The 19,626-nt window shown below is 63.6% G+C and carries 16 protein-coding genes; 8 read left to right on the forward strand and 8 right to left on the reverse strand.

What is annotated here, in order from left to right:
* The 3 genes from NH448_RS18675 to NH448_RS18685 all read left to right on the forward strand — a co-directional run.
* On the forward strand, positions 1-949 hold a 949-nt coding region (locus NH448_RS18675; RefSeq protein WP_253029227.1), incomplete at its 5' end, for an amidase family protein.
* A complete protein-coding gene (gene gatB / locus NH448_RS18680; protein ID WP_045993049.1) occupies positions 949-2,403 on the forward strand; it encodes an Asp-tRNA(Asn)/Glu-tRNA(Gln) amidotransferase subunit GatB in 1,455 nt (484 codons plus the stop codon). The genes NH448_RS18675 and gatB, both read left to right, overlap by 1 nt.
* A 73-nt stretch (positions 2,404-2,476) precedes the next feature.
* On the forward strand, positions 2,477-3,028 hold the full coding sequence (locus tag NH448_RS18685) for a cupin domain-containing protein (RefSeq protein WP_045993048.1): 552 nt from the start codon (positions 2,477-2,479) through the stop codon (positions 3,026-3,028).
* 249 nt (positions 3,029-3,277) lie between these two features.
* Here the strand turns inward: NH448_RS18685 and NH448_RS18690 are convergent, their stop codons facing one another.
* Positions 3,278-4,774 carry an aldehyde dehydrogenase gene (locus NH448_RS18690; RefSeq protein WP_045993047.1) on the reverse strand — a complete coding sequence of 499 codons (1,497 nt, stop codon included), beginning with the start codon at positions 4,772-4,774 and terminating at the stop codon, positions 3,278-3,280.
* Positions 4,771-6,174: an aspartate aminotransferase family protein gene (locus tag NH448_RS18695; protein ID WP_045993046.1), complete on the reverse strand. Its 1,404-nt coding sequence runs from the start codon at positions 6,172-6,174 to the stop codon at positions 4,771-4,773. Before NH448_RS18695 ends, NH448_RS18690 begins: the two co-directional genes overlap by 4 nt.
* A 307-nt stretch (positions 6,175-6,481) precedes the next feature.
* Between NH448_RS18695 and NH448_RS18700 the strand changes: the two genes are divergently transcribed.
* On the forward strand, positions 6,482-8,395 hold the full coding sequence (locus NH448_RS18700) for a Na+/H+ antiporter NhaC family protein (protein WP_205254674.1): 1,914 nt from the start codon (positions 6,482-6,484) through the stop codon (positions 8,393-8,395).
* Between the two features lie 268 nt (positions 8,396-8,663).
* On the opposite strand, the gene NH448_RS18705 is transcribed toward NH448_RS18700, so the two are convergent.
* Both NH448_RS18705 and NH448_RS18710 read right to left on the reverse strand, forming a co-directional pair.
* Positions 8,664-9,005, reverse strand: coding sequence for a hypothetical protein (locus NH448_RS18705; RefSeq protein ID WP_045993044.1), 342 nt, complete (start codon positions 9,003-9,005; stop codon positions 8,664-8,666).
* Between the two features lie 380 nt (positions 9,006-9,385).
* Positions 9,386-10,126 (reverse strand): gamma-glutamyl-gamma-aminobutyrate hydrolase family protein, encoded by a 741-nt coding sequence (locus NH448_RS18710; protein ID WP_045995226.1) that lies wholly within the window; start codon positions 10,124-10,126, stop codon positions 9,386-9,388.
* 249 nt (positions 10,127-10,375) lie between these two features.
* Between NH448_RS18710 and NH448_RS18715 the strand changes: the two genes are divergently transcribed.
* Positions 10,376-11,752, forward strand: a complete 1,377-nt coding sequence (locus tag NH448_RS18715; protein WP_045995225.1) for a glutamine synthetase family protein — start codon at positions 10,376-10,378, stop codon at positions 11,750-11,752.
* Positions 11,753-11,937: 185 nt separating this feature from the next.
* A complete protein-coding gene (locus tag NH448_RS18720; RefSeq protein WP_253029228.1) occupies positions 11,938-13,431 on the forward strand; it encodes a Na+/H+ antiporter NhaC family protein in 1,494 nt (497 codons plus the stop codon).
* A gap of 49 nt (positions 13,432-13,480) precedes the next feature.
* Here the strand turns inward: NH448_RS18720 and NH448_RS18725 are convergent, their stop codons facing one another.
* The 4 genes from NH448_RS18725 to NH448_RS18740 are packed head-to-tail and all read right to left on the reverse strand — an operon-like array spanning position 13,481 to position 17,485.
* Complete coding sequence (locus tag NH448_RS18725; protein ID WP_124803788.1) at positions 13,481-14,203, reverse strand: GntR family transcriptional regulator; 723 nt, start codon at positions 14,201-14,203, stop codon at positions 13,481-13,483.
* A gap of 12 nt (positions 14,204-14,215) precedes the next feature.
* Positions 14,216-15,262 (reverse strand): Gfo/Idh/MocA family oxidoreductase, encoded by a 1,047-nt coding sequence (locus tag NH448_RS18730; protein WP_124804219.1) that lies wholly within the window; start codon positions 15,260-15,262, stop codon positions 14,216-14,218.
* 59 nt (positions 15,263-15,321) lie between these two features.
* On the reverse strand, positions 15,322-16,428 hold the full coding sequence (locus tag NH448_RS18735) for an isocitrate/isopropylmalate dehydrogenase family protein (RefSeq protein WP_108448970.1): 1,107 nt from the start codon (positions 16,426-16,428) through the stop codon (positions 15,322-15,324).
* A gap of 40 nt (positions 16,429-16,468) precedes the next feature.
* Positions 16,469-17,485, reverse strand: a complete 1,017-nt coding sequence (locus NH448_RS18740) for an SMP-30/gluconolactonase/LRE family protein (RefSeq protein ID WP_045994497.1) — start codon at positions 17,483-17,485, stop codon at positions 16,469-16,471.
* Between the two features lie 216 nt (positions 17,486-17,701).
* Between NH448_RS18740 and NH448_RS18745 the strand changes: the two genes are divergently transcribed.
* Together NH448_RS18745 and NH448_RS18750 are read left to right on the forward strand one after the other, a co-directional pair.
* Positions 17,702-18,703 (forward strand): tripartite tricarboxylate transporter substrate binding protein, encoded by a 1,002-nt coding sequence (locus NH448_RS18745; protein WP_124803790.1) that lies wholly within the window; start codon positions 17,702-17,704, stop codon positions 18,701-18,703.
* A gap of 110 nt (positions 18,704-18,813) precedes the next feature.
* The gene (locus NH448_RS18750) at positions 18,814-19,617 is read left to right on the forward strand and encodes a tripartite tricarboxylate transporter TctB family protein (RefSeq protein WP_124803792.1); all 804 of its coding nucleotides are present in this window, start codon (positions 18,814-18,816) and stop codon (positions 19,615-19,617) included.
* The last annotated feature ends 9 nt before the right edge of the window (positions 19,618-19,626 follow it).

The raw sequence follows: 19,626 nt of genomic DNA on the forward strand, positions 1-19,626 counted from the left end.
TACCGGCGGCTCGATCCGCCAGCCGGCAGCCTTCTGCGGCATCACCGGGCTCAAGCCGACCTATGGCCGGGTCTCGCGCTACGGCATGATCGCCTACGCCTCGAGCCTCGATCAGGGCGGCCCCATGGCCCGCAGCGCCGAAGACTGCGCCCACCTGCTCAACGTCATCGCCGGCCACGACGTGCGCGACTCCACCAGCGTGGCCCGCGGCGTTCCCGACTACACCGAGGAGCTCAGCGCGCCGCTGTCCGGCCTCAAGATCGGCCTGCCCAAGGAATACTTCGGCGACGGCCTCGATGCCGGCGTCAACCAGGCCATCGGCGAAGCGATCAAGGTCTACGAGTCGCTCGGCGCCAGCGTGCGCGAGGTCAGCCTGCCACACACCGCCTACGCCATCCCGGCCTACTACGTGATCGCGCCGGCGGAGGCCTCCTCCAACCTGTCGCGCTACGACGGCGTGCGCTTCGGCCATCGCTGCGACAGCCCCGAGGACCTCATCGATCTGTACAAGCGCTCCCGCGCGGAGGGCTTCGGCGAGGAGGTCAAGCGACGCATCCTGATCGGCACCCACACCCTGTCCGAAGGCTTCTTCGACGCCTACTACAAGAAGGCCCAGCAGGTTCGCCGACTGATTCGACAGGACTTCCTCGACGCCTTCGAAGAGGTCGATGTGCTGATGGGCCCTGCCGCGCCGACCCCGGCCTTCGACCTGGGCGCCCAGAAGGACCCGGTCTCGATGTACCTGCAGGATATCTACACCATCGCCGTCAACCTGGCGGGCATCCCCGGCATCAGCGTTCCGGCAGGCTTTGCCGGCAAGCGCCCGGTGGGCCTGCAGATCCTCGGCACCCACTTCGCCGAGACCCGTCTGCTCAACGTGGCTCACCAGTTCCAGCAGGCCACCGACTGGCATTTGAAGCGTCCCGAGATGACCGAGGAGAACTCCTGATGCAGTGGGAAACCGTCATTGGTCTCGAGGTGCACGTCCAGCTCGCGACCCGCTCCAAGATCTTTTCCGGCTCCTCCACCGCCTTCGGTGCCGAGCCCAACACCCAGGCCAACGCCGTTGATCTGGGCCTGCCCGGCGTGCTGCCCGTGCTCAACGAGCAGGCGGTGGCGATGGCGTTGAAATTCGGCCTCGGCATCCATGCCGAGATCCCCGAGGTATCGGTGTTCGATCGCAAGAACTACTTCTACGCCGACCTGCCCAAGGGCTACCAGACCAGCCAGATGTACCATCCCATCGTCGGCGCCGGCGAAGTGGAAATCTGCCTGGAGGACGGCGAGAACAAGATCATCCGGGTGCACCACGCCCACCTCGAGGAAGACGCCGGCAAGTCGCTGCACGAAGACTTCCACGGCATGACCGGCATCGACCTGAACCGGGCCGGCACGCCGCTGCTGGAGATCGTCTCCGAGCCGGACATGCGCTCGGCCAAGGAGGCGGCGGCCTACCTCAAGGCGATCCACTCCATCGTCACCTACCTTGGCATCTCCGACGGCAACATGGCCGAAGGCTCGATGCGCTGTGACGTCAACGTCTCGGTCAGACCCAAGGGACAGCAGGAATTCGGCACCCGCGCCGAGATCAAGAACGTCAACTCCTTCCGCTTCGTCGAGCGCGCCATCGCCTACGAGGTCGAGCGTCAGATCGAGCTGATCGAGGACGGCGGCAAGGTGGTGCAGGAAACCCGCCTTTACGACCCCGAGGCCGACGAGACCCGCAGCATGCGGACCAAGGAAGAAGCCAACGACTACCGCTACTTCCCCTGCCCCGACCTGCTGCCGGTGGTGCTCGACTGCGCCTACGTCGAGCACCTGCGCGAGAGTCTTCCCGAGCTGCCCGCCGAGAAGCGCGCGCGCTTCCAGAGCGAGCTGGGACTGTCCGCCTACGACGCCGGGGTGCTGTCGGCCAGCCGCGAGATGGCCGAGTACTTCGAGCAGGTCAAGGACATCTGTGGCGACGCCAAGCAGGCCGCCAACTGGGTCCAGGGCGAGCTATCCGGCGCGCTCAACCGTGACGGACTGGACATCTCCGACAGCCCGGTCAGCGCCGAGCAGCTCGGCGGCCTGGTCAAGCGAGTGATCGACTCGACCATCAACGGCAAGGCCGCCAAGCAGGTGTTCCAGGCGCTGTGGAACGGCGAAGGCGACAGCGCCGACGCCATCATCGAGGCCAAAGGCCTGAAGCAGGTCACCGACACCGGCGCCATCGAGGCCATGGTCGACCAGGTGATCAGCGACAGCCCGGCCCAGGTGGCCCAGTACCGTGACGCCGAGCCCGACAAGCGCGGCAAGATGATCGGCTACTTCGTCGGCCAGGTGATGAAGGCCTCACGCGGCACCGCCAACCCCCAGCAGGTCAACGCCCTGCTCAAGGAAAAGCTCGACGCCCTGTGCTGATGGGCGCTACGGCGACCACCGGCGATGGCAGCGCCATCGCCGGCTTCCACTGGCTTTACCCAAGGAACCCGCGATGTCGGACGATGTCGGTACCCGCCTGAGGGCCCTGCGAAACCTGCGCAACATCTCCCAGCGCGAGCTGGCCAAGCGCTGCGGAGTGACCCATTCCAGCCTGTCGCTGATCGAACAGGGCAAGGTCAGCCCCTCGGTCAGCTCGCTGAAAAAGATCCTCGACGCCATCCCGATGAGCGTCGGCGACTTCTTCACCATGGATCTGGAGAGCAAGAACCAGGTGTTCTACAGCGCCGACGAACTGACCGACATGGGCAGCGGCGACGTGGTGTTCAAGCTGGTGGGCGCCAACCGCGAGTCACGTGCCCTGTCGTTTCTGATCGAGACCTACCCCCCGGGTACCGATACCGGCCGCGAGATGATCACCCACCAGGGCGAGGAAGCCGGGGTGGTGCTCGAGGGCGAGATCGAGATCACCATCGGTGCCGAGACCCGGGTGCTGGGTGCCGGCGAGGCGTACTACTTCGACACCAACGTGCCCCACCGCTTTCGCAACCCCAGCGAGACCCTCTGTCGGCTGGTCAGCTGCACCACCCCAGCGCGAGCCTTCTAGCGGCGAATACCGTGGCGTCGGCTCAAAGGCGCCCTCAAGGCAAGGTCTCCGCAACCCCGGCGCCTACCCAGTGCCTGCCGGCTGGTCAGCTGCACCACCCCGGCGCGAGCCTTCTAGCGAGCGGCGAATACCGTGGCGTCGGCTCAAAGGCACTGCCCGTCCCGAAAACCACAAAAAAGGCCACGCAAGGCGTGGCCAATCAGGGAGTCATCTCCCATCAGTGCGCGTTGATGACATCGGACCGGGAGTCTAGTTCAAGGCGATCCAGACGCTCTTGAGTTCGGTGTATTCGGCCAGCGAGTGGTGCGACTTGTCGCGGCCATTGCCGGACTGCTTGACCCCGCCGAAGGGCACGCTCTGATCCCCACCGGCCCAGTTGTTGACGAATACCTGGCCCGACTGCAGACGACGACTGACCCGCATGATGCGGTCGACGTCCTGACTCCACACCCCGGCGGCCAGCCCATAAACCGAGTCGTTGGCCAGGGCGATGGCCTGCTCTTCGCTGTCGAAGCCGAACACCGACAGCACCGGGCCAAAGATCTCTTCACGCCCGATCGTCATGTCCTCGGTGACACCGTCGAACACCGTCGGCTGGATGAACAGCCCCGGCCCGTCGAGCGCCGCGCCGCCGGCACGCAGCCGTCCGCCTTCTTCCTGCCCCTGGCGAATGAAGTCGAGGATGCGACGGTGCTGGGTCGCATCGACAATCGCTCCCATAAAGCTCGACGGGTCCAGCGGATCCCCCGGCTGCATCGACTCGGCCGCCGCCAGCAGGTGCTCGATGAAGGCCTCGCGCACACTGTTCTCGACCAGCAGCCGCGAACCGGCGATACACACCTCCCCCTGGTTATGGAAGATCGCCTCGGCGGCGTGGTGCGCCACCTGCGCGAGATTCCTGCAGTCGGCGAACACCAGATTGGGGCTCTTGCCACCGCACTCCAGATAGACCCGCTTGAGGTTCGACTGACCGGCGTACTGCATCAGCTGCTTGCCGACCGCGGTGGAGCCGGTGAAGGCCAGGCAGTCGACGTCCATCGACAGCGCCAGCGCCTTGCCCACGGTGTGACCATAGCCCGGCAACACCTGCAGCACGCCGCGTGGCAGGCCGGCCTCCTGGGCCAGGGCAGCCAGCCGCAGCGCCGACAGTGGCGACTTCTCCGACGGTTTGAGGATGACGCTGTTGCCGGCGGCCAGGGCCGGTGCGATCTTCCAGGCGGTCATCATCATCGGGAAGTTCCAGGGCACGATGGACGCCACCACCCCGATCGGCTCGCGCAGCACCAGCGCGAGCGCCTCTTCGCCGGTGGGCGCGACCTCGCCGTAGAGCTTGTCGATGGATTCGGCCTGGTGACGCATCGCGCCGATGGCGCCGGCCATGTCTCCCAGCGCGCTGGTGATCGGCTTGCCCATGTCCAGAGTGTCGAGCAGTGCCAGTTCGTCGCGGTGGGCCTCCATCAGCTCGGCCAGCCGCAGCAGCACCCGCTTGCGCCGGGTCGGCGCCAGGCGCGACCATTCTCCACCATCAAAGGCGCGCCGGGCGCGGGCAACCGCCAACTCGGCATCGGCCTGGTCACAGCTTGCGACCCGCGCCAGCACTTCCCCCGTGGCGGGGTTGATGGTCTCGAAGGTCTCGCCGCTGGCGGCGTCGACGAAGCGATCATCGATATAGGCGCGGGTTTCCAGCCGCGCCGTCAGGGTGTCGGCCAGGGCCTGCCAGCCAGCCTTGTCGAGGGGACGACTCATGCATCAGCCTCCTCGGCGGCGGTGATCTCGACGCCCTGGGCAGTCAGCCGGCGCAGCGTCTCGTCCAGCGCCTCCCGGGCCAGACGCACCAGTTCGTCGATTTCATCGTGGCTGATCACCAGGGGCGGTGAAATGACCATGGTGTCTCCCACCGAGCGCATCACCAGGCCTGTCTCGAAGCAGATATCGCGACACAGGTTGCCCACCGCCAGCGACTTGTCGAAGCGCTTGCCGCTGTCCTTGTCAGCGACGATCTCCAGGGCGCCGATCAGACCCAGCGAGCGCGCCTCGCCGATCAGCGGGTGGGACTCCAGGGACTTCCAGCGCGTCGCCAGGTAAGGCCCCAGATCATCACGCACCCGCTCGACCACGCCTTCGGCCTGCATCAACTCAAGGTTCTTGAGCGCTACCGCGGCGCACACCGGATGCCCCGAGTAGGTGAAGCCGTGGTAGAACTCGCCGCCCTCGTCGATCAGCGTGTCGGCGACACGATCACCGACCAGTACCCCACCGATCGGCAGGTAGCCGGAGGACAGCCCCTTGGCGATCGGCATCAGGTCGGGCTTGAGGTCGTAGTGGACGCTGCCGAACCACTCGCCCAGACGGCCGAAACCACAGATCACCTCGTCGACCACCAGCAGGATCTGGTGGCGCTCGAGCACCTCCTTGATCGCCGGCCAGTAGCTGTCCGGGGGAATGATGGCGCCGCCGGCACCCTGTACCGGCTCGGCGATAAAGGCCGCGACCTTGTCGGACCCCAGCTCCTGGATACGCGCCTCCAGCGCCTCGGCGCAGGCACGACCGAAGTCCTCCGGGGTCTGATCACGCCCTTCGCCGAACCAGTAAGGCTGACGGATGTGGGTGATACCCGGCACACAGGGACCACCCTGTTCATGCATCGGCGCCATGCCGCCCAGACTCATGCCGGCCACGGTGGAGCCGTGATAGCCGTTTTCGCGACCGATGATCCACTGCTTGTCTGGCTGGTCCTTGAGCGCCCAGTAGCGACGCACCATCCGCAGCACGGTGTCGTTGGCCTCGGAGCCGGAACCGGTGAAGAACACCCGGTTCATGTGCGCCGGTGCCAGTCGACACAGGGTCTCGGCAAGCTCCACCGCCGGTGGGTGGGTGGTCTTGAAGAAATTGTTGTAGTACGGCAGCTGGGTGAGCTGCTCGCTGGCGGCGTCCACCAGCTCCTGACGCCCATAGCCGAGGTTGACGCACCAGAGCCCCGCCATGCCATCGAGGATGCGATGCCCATCCGCGTCCTGGATGTAGACCCCCTCGGCGTCAACGATGATACGACTGCCTTCCTCCCCGAGCGCCTTGAAGTCGGTGAAGGGGTGCAGATGGTGTTCGCGATCGAGCTCTTTGAGCCGTGCGGCGCCTGGCGAGGTCATGGCCAAGTCTCCCGATATTGGTGAGTTGCTTTGTTATGGTTTACTCAACATAACCACCCTTCTCATGAAAGCCAAGCCCAGCGCAGCATTTCCTTAGAAAAAAACCATAAGTCACTGATTAATAGTCTACGACCATCGTACAATGTCGATATTTTTTATTTTTAACCACAAAAAAAATTGACAACCAATGGCCAAACGACCAACTTTCATTGACGCCAAACGGCGCTCTCCACACCTTCCAACAACAACCGGGGCCACCATGAAACCACCATGTCCTTCGCCGACGGGCCGGCGAAAAACCCGATGCGTGCCTTTGCTCTTGCTGTCGCTCTTGCTGCTAGCGTCGAGCCTTTCCACCGTCCAGGCAGCACCCCAGCTGAGCGGCCCGGACATCCTGCTCGAAGGGGTCGCGACCGACGTCCAGGCCAGCGGGCTTGATCCCGACCGCCCCTGGCACATCGACGACGGCACTCGCCGCCATCCGCTCGAGGTCGACGCCGACGGGGTCGCGACGCTCAGCCTGACCGTCACCGACGGCCCACGCACCCTGTCGCTTTACGACGCCGCCAACACCCCCGCCGCCACCCTCGAACTCGACCCTGTTCCCGCCTGGCTCTCGCTGCTGCCTGCCCTGACCGCCATCACCCTGGCGCTGGCCTTCCGCCAGGTCATCCTGGCGCTGTTTGCCGGGCTGTTGCTCGGCGGCTGGGTGCTTCACGGCATGAACGCCGGCGCCCTGCTCGGCGCCTTCGGTGACTCGGTCAACGTCCACGTGCTGTCCGCCGCCAGCGACAGCGACCATATGTCGATCGTGCTGTTTTGCCTGCTGATCGGCGGCATGGTCGGCATCATCTCGCGCAACGGCGGCACCCGCGGCATCGCCGAGCGCATCGCGCGAGTGATCCGTGGACGACGCCAGGCGCAGAATTCCACCGCGCTTTTGGGTCTGGCCATCTTCTTCGACGACTACGCCAATGCCCTGATCGTCGGCAACACCATGCGCCATATCACCGACCGCGTGAGGATCTCGCGAGCCAAGCTGGCCTACCTGGTGGACAGTACCGCCGCACCGGTGTCCGCGATCATGCTGGTGACCACCTGGATCGGCTTTCAGGTCGGGCTGATCAGCGAGGCGATGGATGCCATAGAAGACTGGAACGAGTCCGCCTACTCGGTGTTCGTTAACGCCATTCCCTACAACGCCTATCCGATCCTGGCGCTCGCCTTCGTCTTCCTGGTGGCCTGGAGCGGTCGTGACTTCGGCCCCATGCTCACCGCCGAGCGCAAGGCACTGTCCGAGCCCGGCGCCCGCCAGGCAATGAGCAGCCGGGAAGCCATCGTCGAGGAAGCCGACATCCCCACCAAGGAAGGCATTCCGACCCGGGCGCTGAACGCGGTGATACCGATGATCGTGCTGGTGGCGATCACCCTGGGCGGGATCTACGCCACCGGTCTCGCTGCCCTCGGCGGCGGTGACCATCAGCTGCGCGACATCTTCGGCGAGGGCGACTCCTTCAGCGCCATGATGTGGGGTTCGCTGGCGGCCTGCGTGACGGCGGTGATCATGACCCAGGCGCAGCGACTGATGAGCATGACCGAAACCGCCCACTACTGGTTCGAAGGCGTCAAGTCGATGCTGCTGCCGATCACCATCCTGATGATGGCCTGGGCACTGGCGAGCGTGAACGAGGACCTGCACACCAGTGACTTTCTGGTCACGGTGCTGGGCGATAGCCTGTCACCGCAGTGGATGCCGGCGGTGATCTTCGGCCTGGCCGGCTTCACCGCCTTCGCCACCGGTTCGTCATGGGGTGTCATGGGCATCATGATGCCGCTGGTGGTACCGCTGGCCTGGGCCGTACTCGAGCACAATGGCATGGCCGGCACCGCCGAAGGCATGCCGCTGCTGTACGCCTCGGTGGCGGGAGTGCTGGCCGGCGCGGTGTGGGGCGATCATTGCTCGCCGCTGGCCGAGACCACCCTGCTTGCGGCCATGGCCAGCGGCTGTGATCTGATCGACCACGTCAGGACGCAGCTTCCCTACGCCATGCTGGTCGGCATCGTGGCGCTGCTGTTCGGCGCACTCGGCACCGGTTTCGGCCTGCCCTGGTGGCTGGGCCTGGCGGGAGGCGTCGCCACCCTGACCGCGGTGCTGTTCACCCTGGGCCAGCGCGCGACCGCGGCAACGAAGGTAGCGACGGCCAGCGACGCCAGCGCCTGAGCGCCTGAGCGCCTTCGGGCGCTGGCGAGCCAGCGCCCGCTCCGTCCAGCGTGACGACTTCCACTACCTCTACCTCACAACGACAGCGCCGCCCTCCTGGGGCGGCGCTTTCGTTGGGACGACTTCAGGTGTTGTGACGACTTCAAGTGTTGTGACGACGTTGCGAAAGGGTGCCAGCACGACGTGGTGACCCTGTGACTACGGCACCGCTGTCATCTGCTAAGCGATAGGTCGCCAGGAGGCCTGGGTCGATGACCCCGTCGCAGGCTTACTCCTGCTCTTTCATCATCTCCTGACGTTTTTCGGTGGCGGCCGCACTGCCTTCGAGCAGTTCGGCGTTGTAGCCATCCATCTTGCCCTCGGCATTGCCCGGGTCCGAAGTGCCCTCGAGCATTTCCTGACGCTTCTCGGTAGCCGCGGCGGACCCTTCCAGCAAGGCCTCGTTGGTCTGATCCATCATGCCTTCACCGGGCTGAGAAGTGGCCGCCTGCTCTTCCATTTCCTGGCGATGCTCATCCTGGGCACTAGACTCCGCCAGGGCCGTCGCCGCGCCCAGAGACAGCAGCGAACCCGCAAGCACCAGCATGAAAGACGAACGCTTGATCACCATGGTCTTCTCCTTCGATTCCTTGAGAGGGGGCATCCAACTGCGAGCATCAGGGGCGATCCTCACCGTTTGAGCATAGAAGGATCTCTATGCCTGTCGAGGCAGCGGACAGCTTTTCCCCACCGACAGTGGTAAGTCGGCACAGTATTCATCGAAGCAGGCAGAACTCAGCGTCAAACACACCGCCTGGCTGACGTCATTGACCAACTCGGCACGACGCCGACGCCGACGCCCAGGACATTAGGCGCTGTCCGAATAGTCGACGAGCGAAGGTTAGACAAGGCAAAAATCGGTGAGAAAGCGCAGTTTACGGGGTGTAAATGAGCATTTTGATCCGATTTTTAACGCCGTATTACCGAGTGCAGGCACTTTTCAGACAAGCCCTAGTGCGTCGCACAGGCAGCAGCAAAGCCCTTGAAGATGGCGTCATATAGCGGATGGGACTGGGGCTCCCACTCCGGATGCCACTGTACCGCCAGGGTGAACCCCGGCGCGTCAGCCACCGAGATGGCCTCCACCAGCCCGTCCGGCGCCAGCGCCTCGACGCGCAGCCCCTCACCAAGTCGATCGACACCCTGCTGGTGCAGCGAGTTGACCCGCGCACTGGCCTCGGGGTAAAGCGCGGCCAGACGGCCGCCGGGCTGAATCTCGAGGTCGTGTACCGGCGCATACTGCTCGGCCTTTTCACCCTCCGGCTCGCGGTGATCCAGCCGCCCCGGCACCCGCTGCACCGCCTGGTGCAGGCTGCCGCCGAAGGCCACGTTGAGCTCCTGAAATCCCCGGCAGATGCCCAGGAGCGGCAATTGCTGCTCCAGCGCCAGCGGCACCCAGCTCATGGCGGCGGCGTCGCGATCCACGTCGTCCCGGGTATTCTCCGGTTCGCGTTCAGCACCGTAGCGCTCGGGCAGTACGTTGGTGTAGCTGCCGGTCAGCACCAGTCCATCGAGGCGCGCCAGCAGCGCCCGGGCATCTTCCTGGCCCTGCCCTTGCCACACCGGCAGCATGATCGGTTCAAGACCGTAGTCACGCAGGGCGCGCAGATACTTGTCGGTCACCATGTGGGCCGGGTGACCCTCGACCTCTCGACGGCAGGCGATGACGCCAACCAGCGGACGATTGTTCATCGAACTCCTCGCAGCTCTATCCGTTGTTATGGTTTCCTCAACATACCTTGGTCGGATTTTCTTGCCAAGCCCGACGCGGAAAATCTTGACAGAAAGACTAACAACAATCTGTTTTTATTGACTTTTATAAAACTAAAGACCGCCCGACTCCTCGACATGCCCCTCACCTCTACGCGTAAATAATTTGACACCATGGCCCGGTCAGCGAAACACTAGCCACATCACAACGAACCAACAAAAGGTGACAGCATGGGCACCCCCAGCGTCGACGAAGCTCGCGACTTTCTGGCCCGACATCCCGAGGTCGACAGCGTAGACCTGCTGATCAGCGACATGAACGGCGTGCTGCGCGGCAAGCGCATCCCCCGCGACAACCTCGAAAAGGCCTACGCAAGCGGCATCCAGCTCCCCGGCTCGGTGTTCGCCCTCGACATCACCGGCAATACCGTCGAGGAAACCGGGCTGGGACTCGACATCGGCGATCGCGATCAGGTCTGCCGTCCCATTCCCGGCACCCTGATGGTCACGCCCTGGCAGCGCAAGGGACGCCAGGCGCAACTGCTGATGAACATGCGCGACGACCAGGACGGCCCCTTCTTCGCCGATCCCCGCAACGTGCTGGCGCGCCAGGTCGAGCGACTGGCCGAGCGCGGCCTCAAGGCGGTGGTCGCGCTGGAGCTCGAATTCTATCTGGTCGATCGCCAACGCGACGAGATGGGTATGGCCCGGCCCTGCCGTTCCCCGGCCAGCGGCGAGCGGGCGAGCGATAGCCAGCTATATTCGATCAACGAACTCGACGAGTACGCCGACTTCCTCGAGGAGGTGCACGCCGCCGCCCAGCTACAGCAACTGCCGCTGGACACCGCGCTCAAGGAGTGCGCCCCAGGGCAGTTCGAGATCAACCTGATCCACGGCGATGACGTGATGAAGGCCTGCGACAGCGCGGTGCTGCTCAAGCGCCTGATCAAGGGCGTGGCACTGCGCCACGGCTTCGAGGCCACCTTCATGGCCAAGCTCTACGGCGGCGAGGCCGGCAACGGCATGCACGTCCACATGAGCCTGATCGACGAAAGCGGCGACAATGTCTTCGCCGACAGCGATGGCGACCCGCTGGGGACCCCTGCCTTGCGTCATGCCATCGGTGGCCTGATGGAGCTGATGCCTGCTTCGATGGCGCTGTTCGCGCCCAATCTGAACTCCTTCCGACGTTTTCAGCCCGGCCTCTATGTGCCGATGACGCCGACCTGGGGCTACGATAACCGCTCGGTGGCACTGCGGATCCCCTCTGGAGCCAACGCCGCCCGCCGGGTAGAACATCGAGTAGCCGGAGCCGATGCCAACCCCTATCTGCTGCTGGCCACCCTGCTGGCCTCGGTCTGTCACGGTCTGGATACCGCTGTCTCGCCGGGGGAGTCCGTCACTGGTAACGCCTACCGCCAGTACGAGCCCACCCTGACCAACAGCTGGTCAAAGGCCCTCGACCTGCTGGAGCACAGCGAACCGCTCGGAGAAGCCTTCGGCCAGGCGTTTCTCAAGGTGTTTCTGGCCAACCGTCGCGCCGAGCGCGAACTGGCCATGCAAAGCGTCAGTCGCCTGGAGTACGACTGGTACCTGCGCCACGTCTGAGCGCGGGAAATCACAACGCTATCGCCCCGGACTCCCGTACCGGGCAGGGACGCCCTGTGCGCTCGCCCGGCACGAACGCAAGACCTCAACAACCCGATATAACTCACAGCAATCACGGGTACCTCCCTCATGACAACCACAACGCCCCTTGTCATCGATCCAGGCCTCGCACTGGAGGTGACGCCATGACCCAGACCAACGCACCGTCCACCCATCCCTTCGCCCCCGGCAAGCCCAGCCAGAAGGGCAAGGGTCGCACCTTTGCCATGGTCGCAGGACTTATTGCCCTGGTGGCCGGCCTGACCTTCCACCACGAAGCCGGCACCCCCTTCGGCTGGATCAGCCTGGTGCCTTCGCTGATCGTGCTGGTGGTGGCGATTGCCACCCACAGGACCCTGGAGGCCCTGGCCATCGGCGCGCTGTCCGGGCTTATCCTGATCGAGCCGAGCGACTATATCGGTGCCCTGGCCGACGTCTCGCTGTCGGTCATGATGAACGAGACCATCGCCTGGCTGATCCTGGTATGCGGCCTGATGGGTGGCTTTATCGCCATGCTCGAGAAGTCCGGCTGCACCCTGAGCTTCAGCCACTTCATGAGTCGCCTGGTCAAGACCCGCCGTCAGTCACTGCTGTGCACTGCGGTACTGGGACTGTTGATCTTCATCGACGACTACCTCAATGCGCTGGCGACCTCGGCGGCGATGAAGCGGTTGACCGACCGTTTCGGCGTATCGCGGGAAAAGCTTGCCTATATCGTCGACTCCACCGCCGCCCCAATCTGCGTACTGGTGCCGATCTCGACCTGGGCGGTGTACTTTGCCGAACTGCTGGAAACCAACGGCGCCACCGATGGCCCCGGCATGTGGCTGTACATCCAGTCGATTCCCTACATGCTGTATGGCTGGGTCGCCATGGGCCTGGTCTTTCTGGTGGCCATGAGCATCGTGCCGGACCTTGGCCCGATGAAGGCCGCCGAGGCCCGCGCCCGCGCCGGCCAGACGATTCCCGACGGCGCCCCGGATGAGCCGCTTGGCGACGACACCCCGCGTGGCAACCCCTGGCTTGGCCTGTTCAACTTCGTCGCCCCGATGGCGGTGCTGATCGGCGCCAGCGCCTACTTCGAGATCGACCTGCTCAAGGGCGTCATCGCCGCCACCCTGTTCACCATCGTGCTGTTTCTGGTGCAGCGCCTGTCCACCTTCTCGAGCCTGATGGACTCGATCATGGACGGCTTTCGCACCATGATGCTGCCGCTGGCCATCGTCGCCGTTGGCTTCGTGCTCAAGGAGGTCAACGACCAGCTCGGCATGACCCAGTTCATGATCGACGCCCTGGCGCCCTACATCACCCCGGCGCTGCTGCCGGCCATCGTCTTCGTGTCCATGGCGGTGGTGGTGTTCGCCACCGGATCGTCCTGGGGCGTGTTCGTGATCTCGATCCCCATCGTGATCCCGATGGCCGCCCATATGGAGGTGTCGATGCCACTGGTGGTGGGCGCCCTGCTGTCCGCCTCGAGCTTCGGCAGCCACGCCTGCTTCTTCTCGGACTCCTCGGTACTGTCATCTCAGGGCAGCGGCGTCCTGCCGATGCAGCACGCCCTGACCCAGCTGCCCTACACCCTGATCGGGGCAACCGTCACCAGCCTCGGCTTCGTGGCGCTGGGCTACGCGCTGGTGTAACGAAACCGGGAGCGCAATGCGCTCCCGGTTTTCGTATCGCGACACACGCCTAGATCGAAGAAAGACCGTACTTGTCGAGTAGCTCCACCAGCATCCTGCCGCTATTTACCCGGTGCTCCCGGTGATGGTCCCTGGCGGCGATGACGTCACCATTCTGAATGGCCTGGACAACGGCCCGATGGTCGTTGTTCGATGACGTCGGCCGTGGCCGTAGTCCCAGGGTCAACATGCGCACACGGTGGGACTGATCCCAATAGGTGTTGACGATAGTGGCGATGCGGCGATTGCCGCACAACTCCACCAGCAGCAGATGGAATCGCTCGTCCGCCGCTGCCCACCGGGTCAGGTCGTCATCGGCCAGGGCATCGTCCATTTCATCCACCGCATCCATCAACTGGCCGAGCTCTTCGTCGGACAATCCACGTCGTGCCAGCAACTCGACCGCCTGGGTCTCGAGCGCCGTCAACACATCGTATATCTCGACCATATCCTCGGCCGACACCGGCAACACTCGCATACCGTGGCGCGGCCTGATTTCCACCAGCCCTTCATTGGCCAGCCGAATCATTGCCTCTCGCACGGGCGTCCGGCTCATGTCGAGCAGTTCCGCCAACTCCTTCTCGAGGCGGAAGGATCCCGAGGAAAACTCGTTGTCGAGTATCCGACGCTTTATCTCGTAGTACGCCTTTTCCGGCAGCGACAGCTTGTCCCCCGGAGGCCCCTCGCCCCTGCTCGCCGGCACGGATCGAGAAGACGTGTCTCTTGAGTTCATCGCTGCAAATCCTCAGCTTCCACAGACGTCACTGGACACACGAAGCCGCCTGCCTTCTCTGGCAGAGGTGTAGACAGCCTCTTCGATGTTCATGTTGGCGAGATAGTCAGACGCGGTATTTGCCAACCTCGACCGCCCCATCAGGCCGTCCACCACATGGCGGCTGAACCGATACACGCAGTCCCCGCCAAAACCGTGATCCACCCACTCATAGTCGATATCCTGCCACAGATTCTCCCCGTGCCTTCTGTAACCCAGGGTGCCATCGCCTCTCAGCACCAGCACACCCTCGCTTCCTTCGATGGTCATTTCGCCCATGGTCAGCCGCCGGTTTTCGGCGCAATGATCGGACAGGCGGTTGCCATCCAGAACGGCGCGAACCCCACCGGCACACTCCATGATGACATGCCCCGCATCCTCACCGGCGATAGCAGGGTTGAGGCGCCTCAGTTCGGCATAGACAGCGGACACCTCGCCGAAGAGATAGCGAAAAGTGTCGATCCAATGTATCCCGGTCTCGTGGATCAGAAACCGCTCCATCTTCTGAAAGTACGGCTGCCTCTCCAGATAGGCCTCCGGCCCCTGTCCATCTCCCGGGCGCAGCCGAAACGTCGCCTGATAGATCTGTCCCAGCCTGCCCGCGGCGATCTGCCGCTGGAGCTCCTCGTACCAGGGCTGAAACCGGACGTTTTCATGAACGATCAGCTCAATCCCGGCTTGCTCGGCCAGGGCGGCGGCTTGGCGCGCCTCCTCCAGGCTTTTGCAGAACGGCTTCTGGCAGATCACGTTCACCCCGCGCTCCGCCGCCAGGCGGATCAAGGCCAGGTGTGAAGAGGGCGGCGTGATGATATCCAGCACGTCGGCGCGCGCTTCCTCCAGCATCGCCAGGACATCCGAGTAGACCTCCCAGCCCCCATGACGCTTGGCCACCTCCCGAGCACGTGAGGTGTCTTGATCACACACGCCCACCACCTGAACCTCGGAGATGCGTGACCAGGCGTCATATTGAAACTGGCTGAAGTATCCGGCGCCAACCGCTGCGACCCTTAGCTTTTCCATCAACAACCTACCTCCTGCGACCTGCCATTGTGAGCGGCGCACCACCCAACCATCAAAAGCTACTGGATCGGAAGCTCGACCAACTGGGCCATGACTGCCTCGAACACCGCGGTCGTACCGGCATCCCCGCCCAGCTCGCAGGTCACCAGGGTGCCAGTGGCAAAGGCAGCGTCCACGGCTTCTCGCAGCAACTTGCCTGCCTTCAGCGCCGGCTCACAGTCGTGCTTCTCTCCCAGCCACTCCAGCATCATCACACCGGACAGCACCATGGCCGTTGGATTGGCGAGGCCCTTGCCAGCGATATCCGGCGCACTGCCATGGCATGGCTGAAAGACCGCGTGATCATCGCCGATGTCCGCGGAAGGCGCGTAACCCATGCCACCGATCAGACCGGCGCCCAGGTCGGACAGTATGTCGCCGAACATGTTCTCGGTGACCATCACGTCGAGATCCCAGGGCCTGGTGACCATGTTGAGCGCCGCCGCGTCCACGTACATGTGGTCGCAGTCGAGCTGCGGATGCGCCTCGGCCCGCTCGTCGAAGATCTTGCGGAAGAAGGCAAAGGACTTGAACACATTGGCCTTGTCGACACAGGTCACCCTGCCCTTCCCCCCCTGGGCCTGGCGGCTTTGGCCCAGCGCCAGGGTGAAGTCGAACAGTCGCTGACTCACATCCCGGGTGATGACCAGGGTATCGCGCGCTTCCTCGTCTCCCTTGATCTCGCCCCTGCCGTGAGACGCAAACAGGCCCTCGGTGGATTCCCGCACGATCACGAAGTCGAGTTCGTGGGCGCTGGGGTTATTGAGCATCGGCTGAAGCCCGGCGATGGTGCGCACCGGCCTGACCCCGGCGTACAGGCCGAAACGGAAGCGGAAGTCGATCTGTGGCGAGATCTCGGTGCCATCCGGATAGCGAACGTCCGGCAGCCCCATGGCACCCAGCAGGATCGCATCGGCTTCATCGGCACGCTTCAACGAGGCCTCGGGAAGCGACTCCCCTGTATCCCTGAAGTGGGCGGCACCGGCAGGCAGCTCCTCGAAGCTCGCCGATACGCCCCCGACCCGCGCCATGGCTGCCTCCAGCAGCGTGACGCACGGCTTCATGATTTCCTGGCCAATGCCGTCACCGGGAAAGACAGCGATGGAAAAGTGGGTCTTGTTGGTCATTTGACAGCCTCTCGCTATTGTTGGTTGTTACTTGAAGAAGTCAGGCATCGGCGCCGGCGAGTGCCGAACGCAATCGGGTCAAGGGAGCACGCCAATGTATCGGCGCCACGCCGCGCACTGGCGCCTGAAACGAGGCAAGGCGGTCCCCCAGCAGGCAGCCAAGGTAAGCCCGATCGAGGTCGCTGCCGCCAAATGCCAGGCTCGATACGTGACCGAGTCGACGACTGACGACGCCATCCAGGTGAGGGCGACCCATCCGACCGGCGTCAAACGCCTCCTCCACTTGCTTGAGATAGGCCTCGTCGCTGTCTTCCAGCACGACACTCTGCTCCCCGGTCGGCGAGACCCGGATGACCCGATTGCTGACGATACTGGTGATCCAGGCCCCGCCTTCGACATCGAAGGTCACACCATCGGGGAAGGTGCCAGGGCCGAACTCACAGACGGTCTGGCGCTCGCCGAGTCGTCCCTTTTCCTCCACGGAAAAACGGCTCAGCCGGCGGGCAAAGGTTTCATTGACGTAGAGCCACCGGCCATCGGGGTGCAGGGCGCACTCGTTGGTGTAACCCAGGCCATCGGCGACGATTCTGGCGTCACTGCCATCGGCGTTGGCCAGAGCAATAAAACCGTCGGCCACCGCCGCGCTGTATCCCTTGGCGCGGGGCTGCTGACGGGTACTGACGGTGATCCAGAGGCGACCGGCGCCGTCTCGATGAACGAAGTTGGTGGGAGGCAGGGCGACACCGTCGATCTCGGTCACCAATGGCTCCAGGGCGCCGTCGACGTGCAGCCGAAAGACGCCCCCCTGGTCTTCGCCCAGATGGGTCGCGATCACACCGCCGTCGTCTTCCAGAGCAATACCGTTGGGACGAAGCTGGAAGCCCTGCTGGTTCGACAGGATGCGAAGGGCCGGCGCGCGATCTGCATGGCGGAAGATCGCCACGCCACCGCTGTCGGTCCAGTCTGCGGTCATCAGCAGGCCACTCGAATGTGTCAGCACGCATTCGGGCCGACTCAAGTCGCCACCGCTATAGTCCAGCGCTTCGAGTTCGATCATGTTGTTCCTGGGTCTCGTTGTTCTGTTCTTGCGTTGGTCAGTCTTCTTGTTGTTCCGGGATTTCGATGTTCCGAGGGACTGTTTCCGTGGCCCTTTCACCAGCGTTTGACGACCAACTCGTTAACGTATACATTAACACATGCACAAAGCCGGTCAAGACCAGACCGCGTCAGCCACCCGGGCGACCGGCACAACAACAAGCGACGAGGAAGCCAAATGAAACGTCATGTCACGCCAGCAATCGCCCTGCTCATGGGTCTCTCCTTTCACGCAGCCGCCGCGGACTACCCCGAACGCGACATCACCAATGTGGTCGTGTGGTCGGCCGGCGGCGGCACCGATGTCGCAAACCGGGTCGTCAGTGCAGAAATGAATGCCTTCCTTCCAAGGCGCATCAACGTGGTCAACAAACCGGGCGGTGTCGCCGGCTCCATCGGCATGAGCCATGTCAGCAACCAGCCTGCCGACGGCTATACGTTGGCAGGTCTGTCCGAATCCAATGTCGCCGCGGCGGTCCAGGGCGGCTGGGAAAATACCTTCGACAGCTGGTACCCCTTCATCATCGGGGGATCGCCGGACCTGATCTCCGTGGGCAGCAATTCGTCCTATACCACCCTGGAAGAACTGGTGGAGGCGGCCTCCAGCGGCGACGTCACCATCAAGGCAGCCGCGGGGGGCTCGGGCTCCGTTCATCACCTCAATCTGCTCGCCTTCGAGAAAGGCACGGGGGCAGATCTCAACTTCATTCCCTACCCGGGTTCCGCGCCGGGCCAGAACGCCGCCATCACGGGTGAAGTCAGCGTGGTCATCACCTCTCTTGCCGAGCAGCAGCAACTGATTGCGGCCAATCGACTTCGGCCCCTGGCGGTGTTGACCGATAGCCCGGTCGACATCGAGGGAACCGGTGAAATCCCCTCTGCCTTCGACAGCTATCCGCAGTTGAAGGAATATCTGCCTATTCGACAGACCATCGGTTTTGCCGTCCGCGACGATGCCCCGGAGGAGGTCAAGGAGACCCTTGAACAGGCGTTCGAGCAGGCACTGGAAACCGACGCGGTAAAACAGTGGGCAGAGGACAACTACTTCCAGTTGTCCGGCAAGACGGGAGAAGAAGCCTCGGAGGAATTCTCTCGGCTCGAGTCCCTCTTCTCATGGACGCTGTATGACCTGGAGTCTGCTTCCATCAATCCGGAGGAATTGAATATTCCAAGGCCCTGATCTCGACTTCTTCGTTCCCGATAACCGAAGGCCCGGAGGCAATCGTTGCCTCCGGGCATTTTCCGGGCCACGTCAATACCTCGTAGAACATCAGGTTCACTGGACACATCATGGTTGACAGCAAACAGCTCCCTGAACCCGAGAATCAGGCAGGCGCCGCTTTCTCGGGGAACGACGAACTCATCCAGCGGCGACGCCGCGATTTCTTCACGAGCCTGGCACTGCTGCTGCTGGCATTCGCCATGCTCGCAAAATCCCTCACCTTCCCCATGACCGACAGCTACGGCGGTGTCACCAACGCCTGGTACGTTTCCCCCGCGCTGTTCCCCCTGTCGATCGCCGTCACCCTGGGGTTGGTGTCGCTGCTGTTGCTGCGACGCGCCATCCTCGATGGCGGCGCCAGACGTAGAGAGAGCGCCTCGAAGGGCCGATCGAAGGCGTCCTTTCCAGCATCTGCTTCCTGTCGTGTGGCCGTGATCATGGCCTTTATCGGTCTGTACGTTTACTCGTTCGTTCCCAGCGTCGATTTTGCACTGGCCAGCGCCCTCTTCCTCTTTCTCTTCATCACACCTTTCTATATCGAAAAGGTGGCTCTCATTCCCCTGACACTGGTCGGCGCCGTCATCGCTTGCGTGCTCATTACACTACTGAGCCATCGGCCAACATCTCAGCAGTACGCCCTGGATCTGGTAGCTATCGCCACGCTTCTGACAGTCGCCACCATCGCCTGGTGGTTGCTGCGCCATGCGCCTAGCGAATGCAGGAAACTGCGCACCGTCGTGCTGGTCAGCATTGGCGTTCCCCTGGTGCTGGTACCGATCTTCCGTTTCTTCCTGCTGGTACCACTCCCGGTGGAAGGTCTGGTGATAGACACCATGCAAGCCCTCGTAAGCCAGCTGACGGCCCAAGGTTAAGGAGACACT

It is taken from the genome of Halomonas sp. OfavH-34-E (assembly GCF_024124525.1).
Classification (GTDB): domain Bacteria; phylum Pseudomonadota; class Gammaproteobacteria; order Pseudomonadales; family Halomonadaceae; genus Halomonas; species Halomonas litopenaei.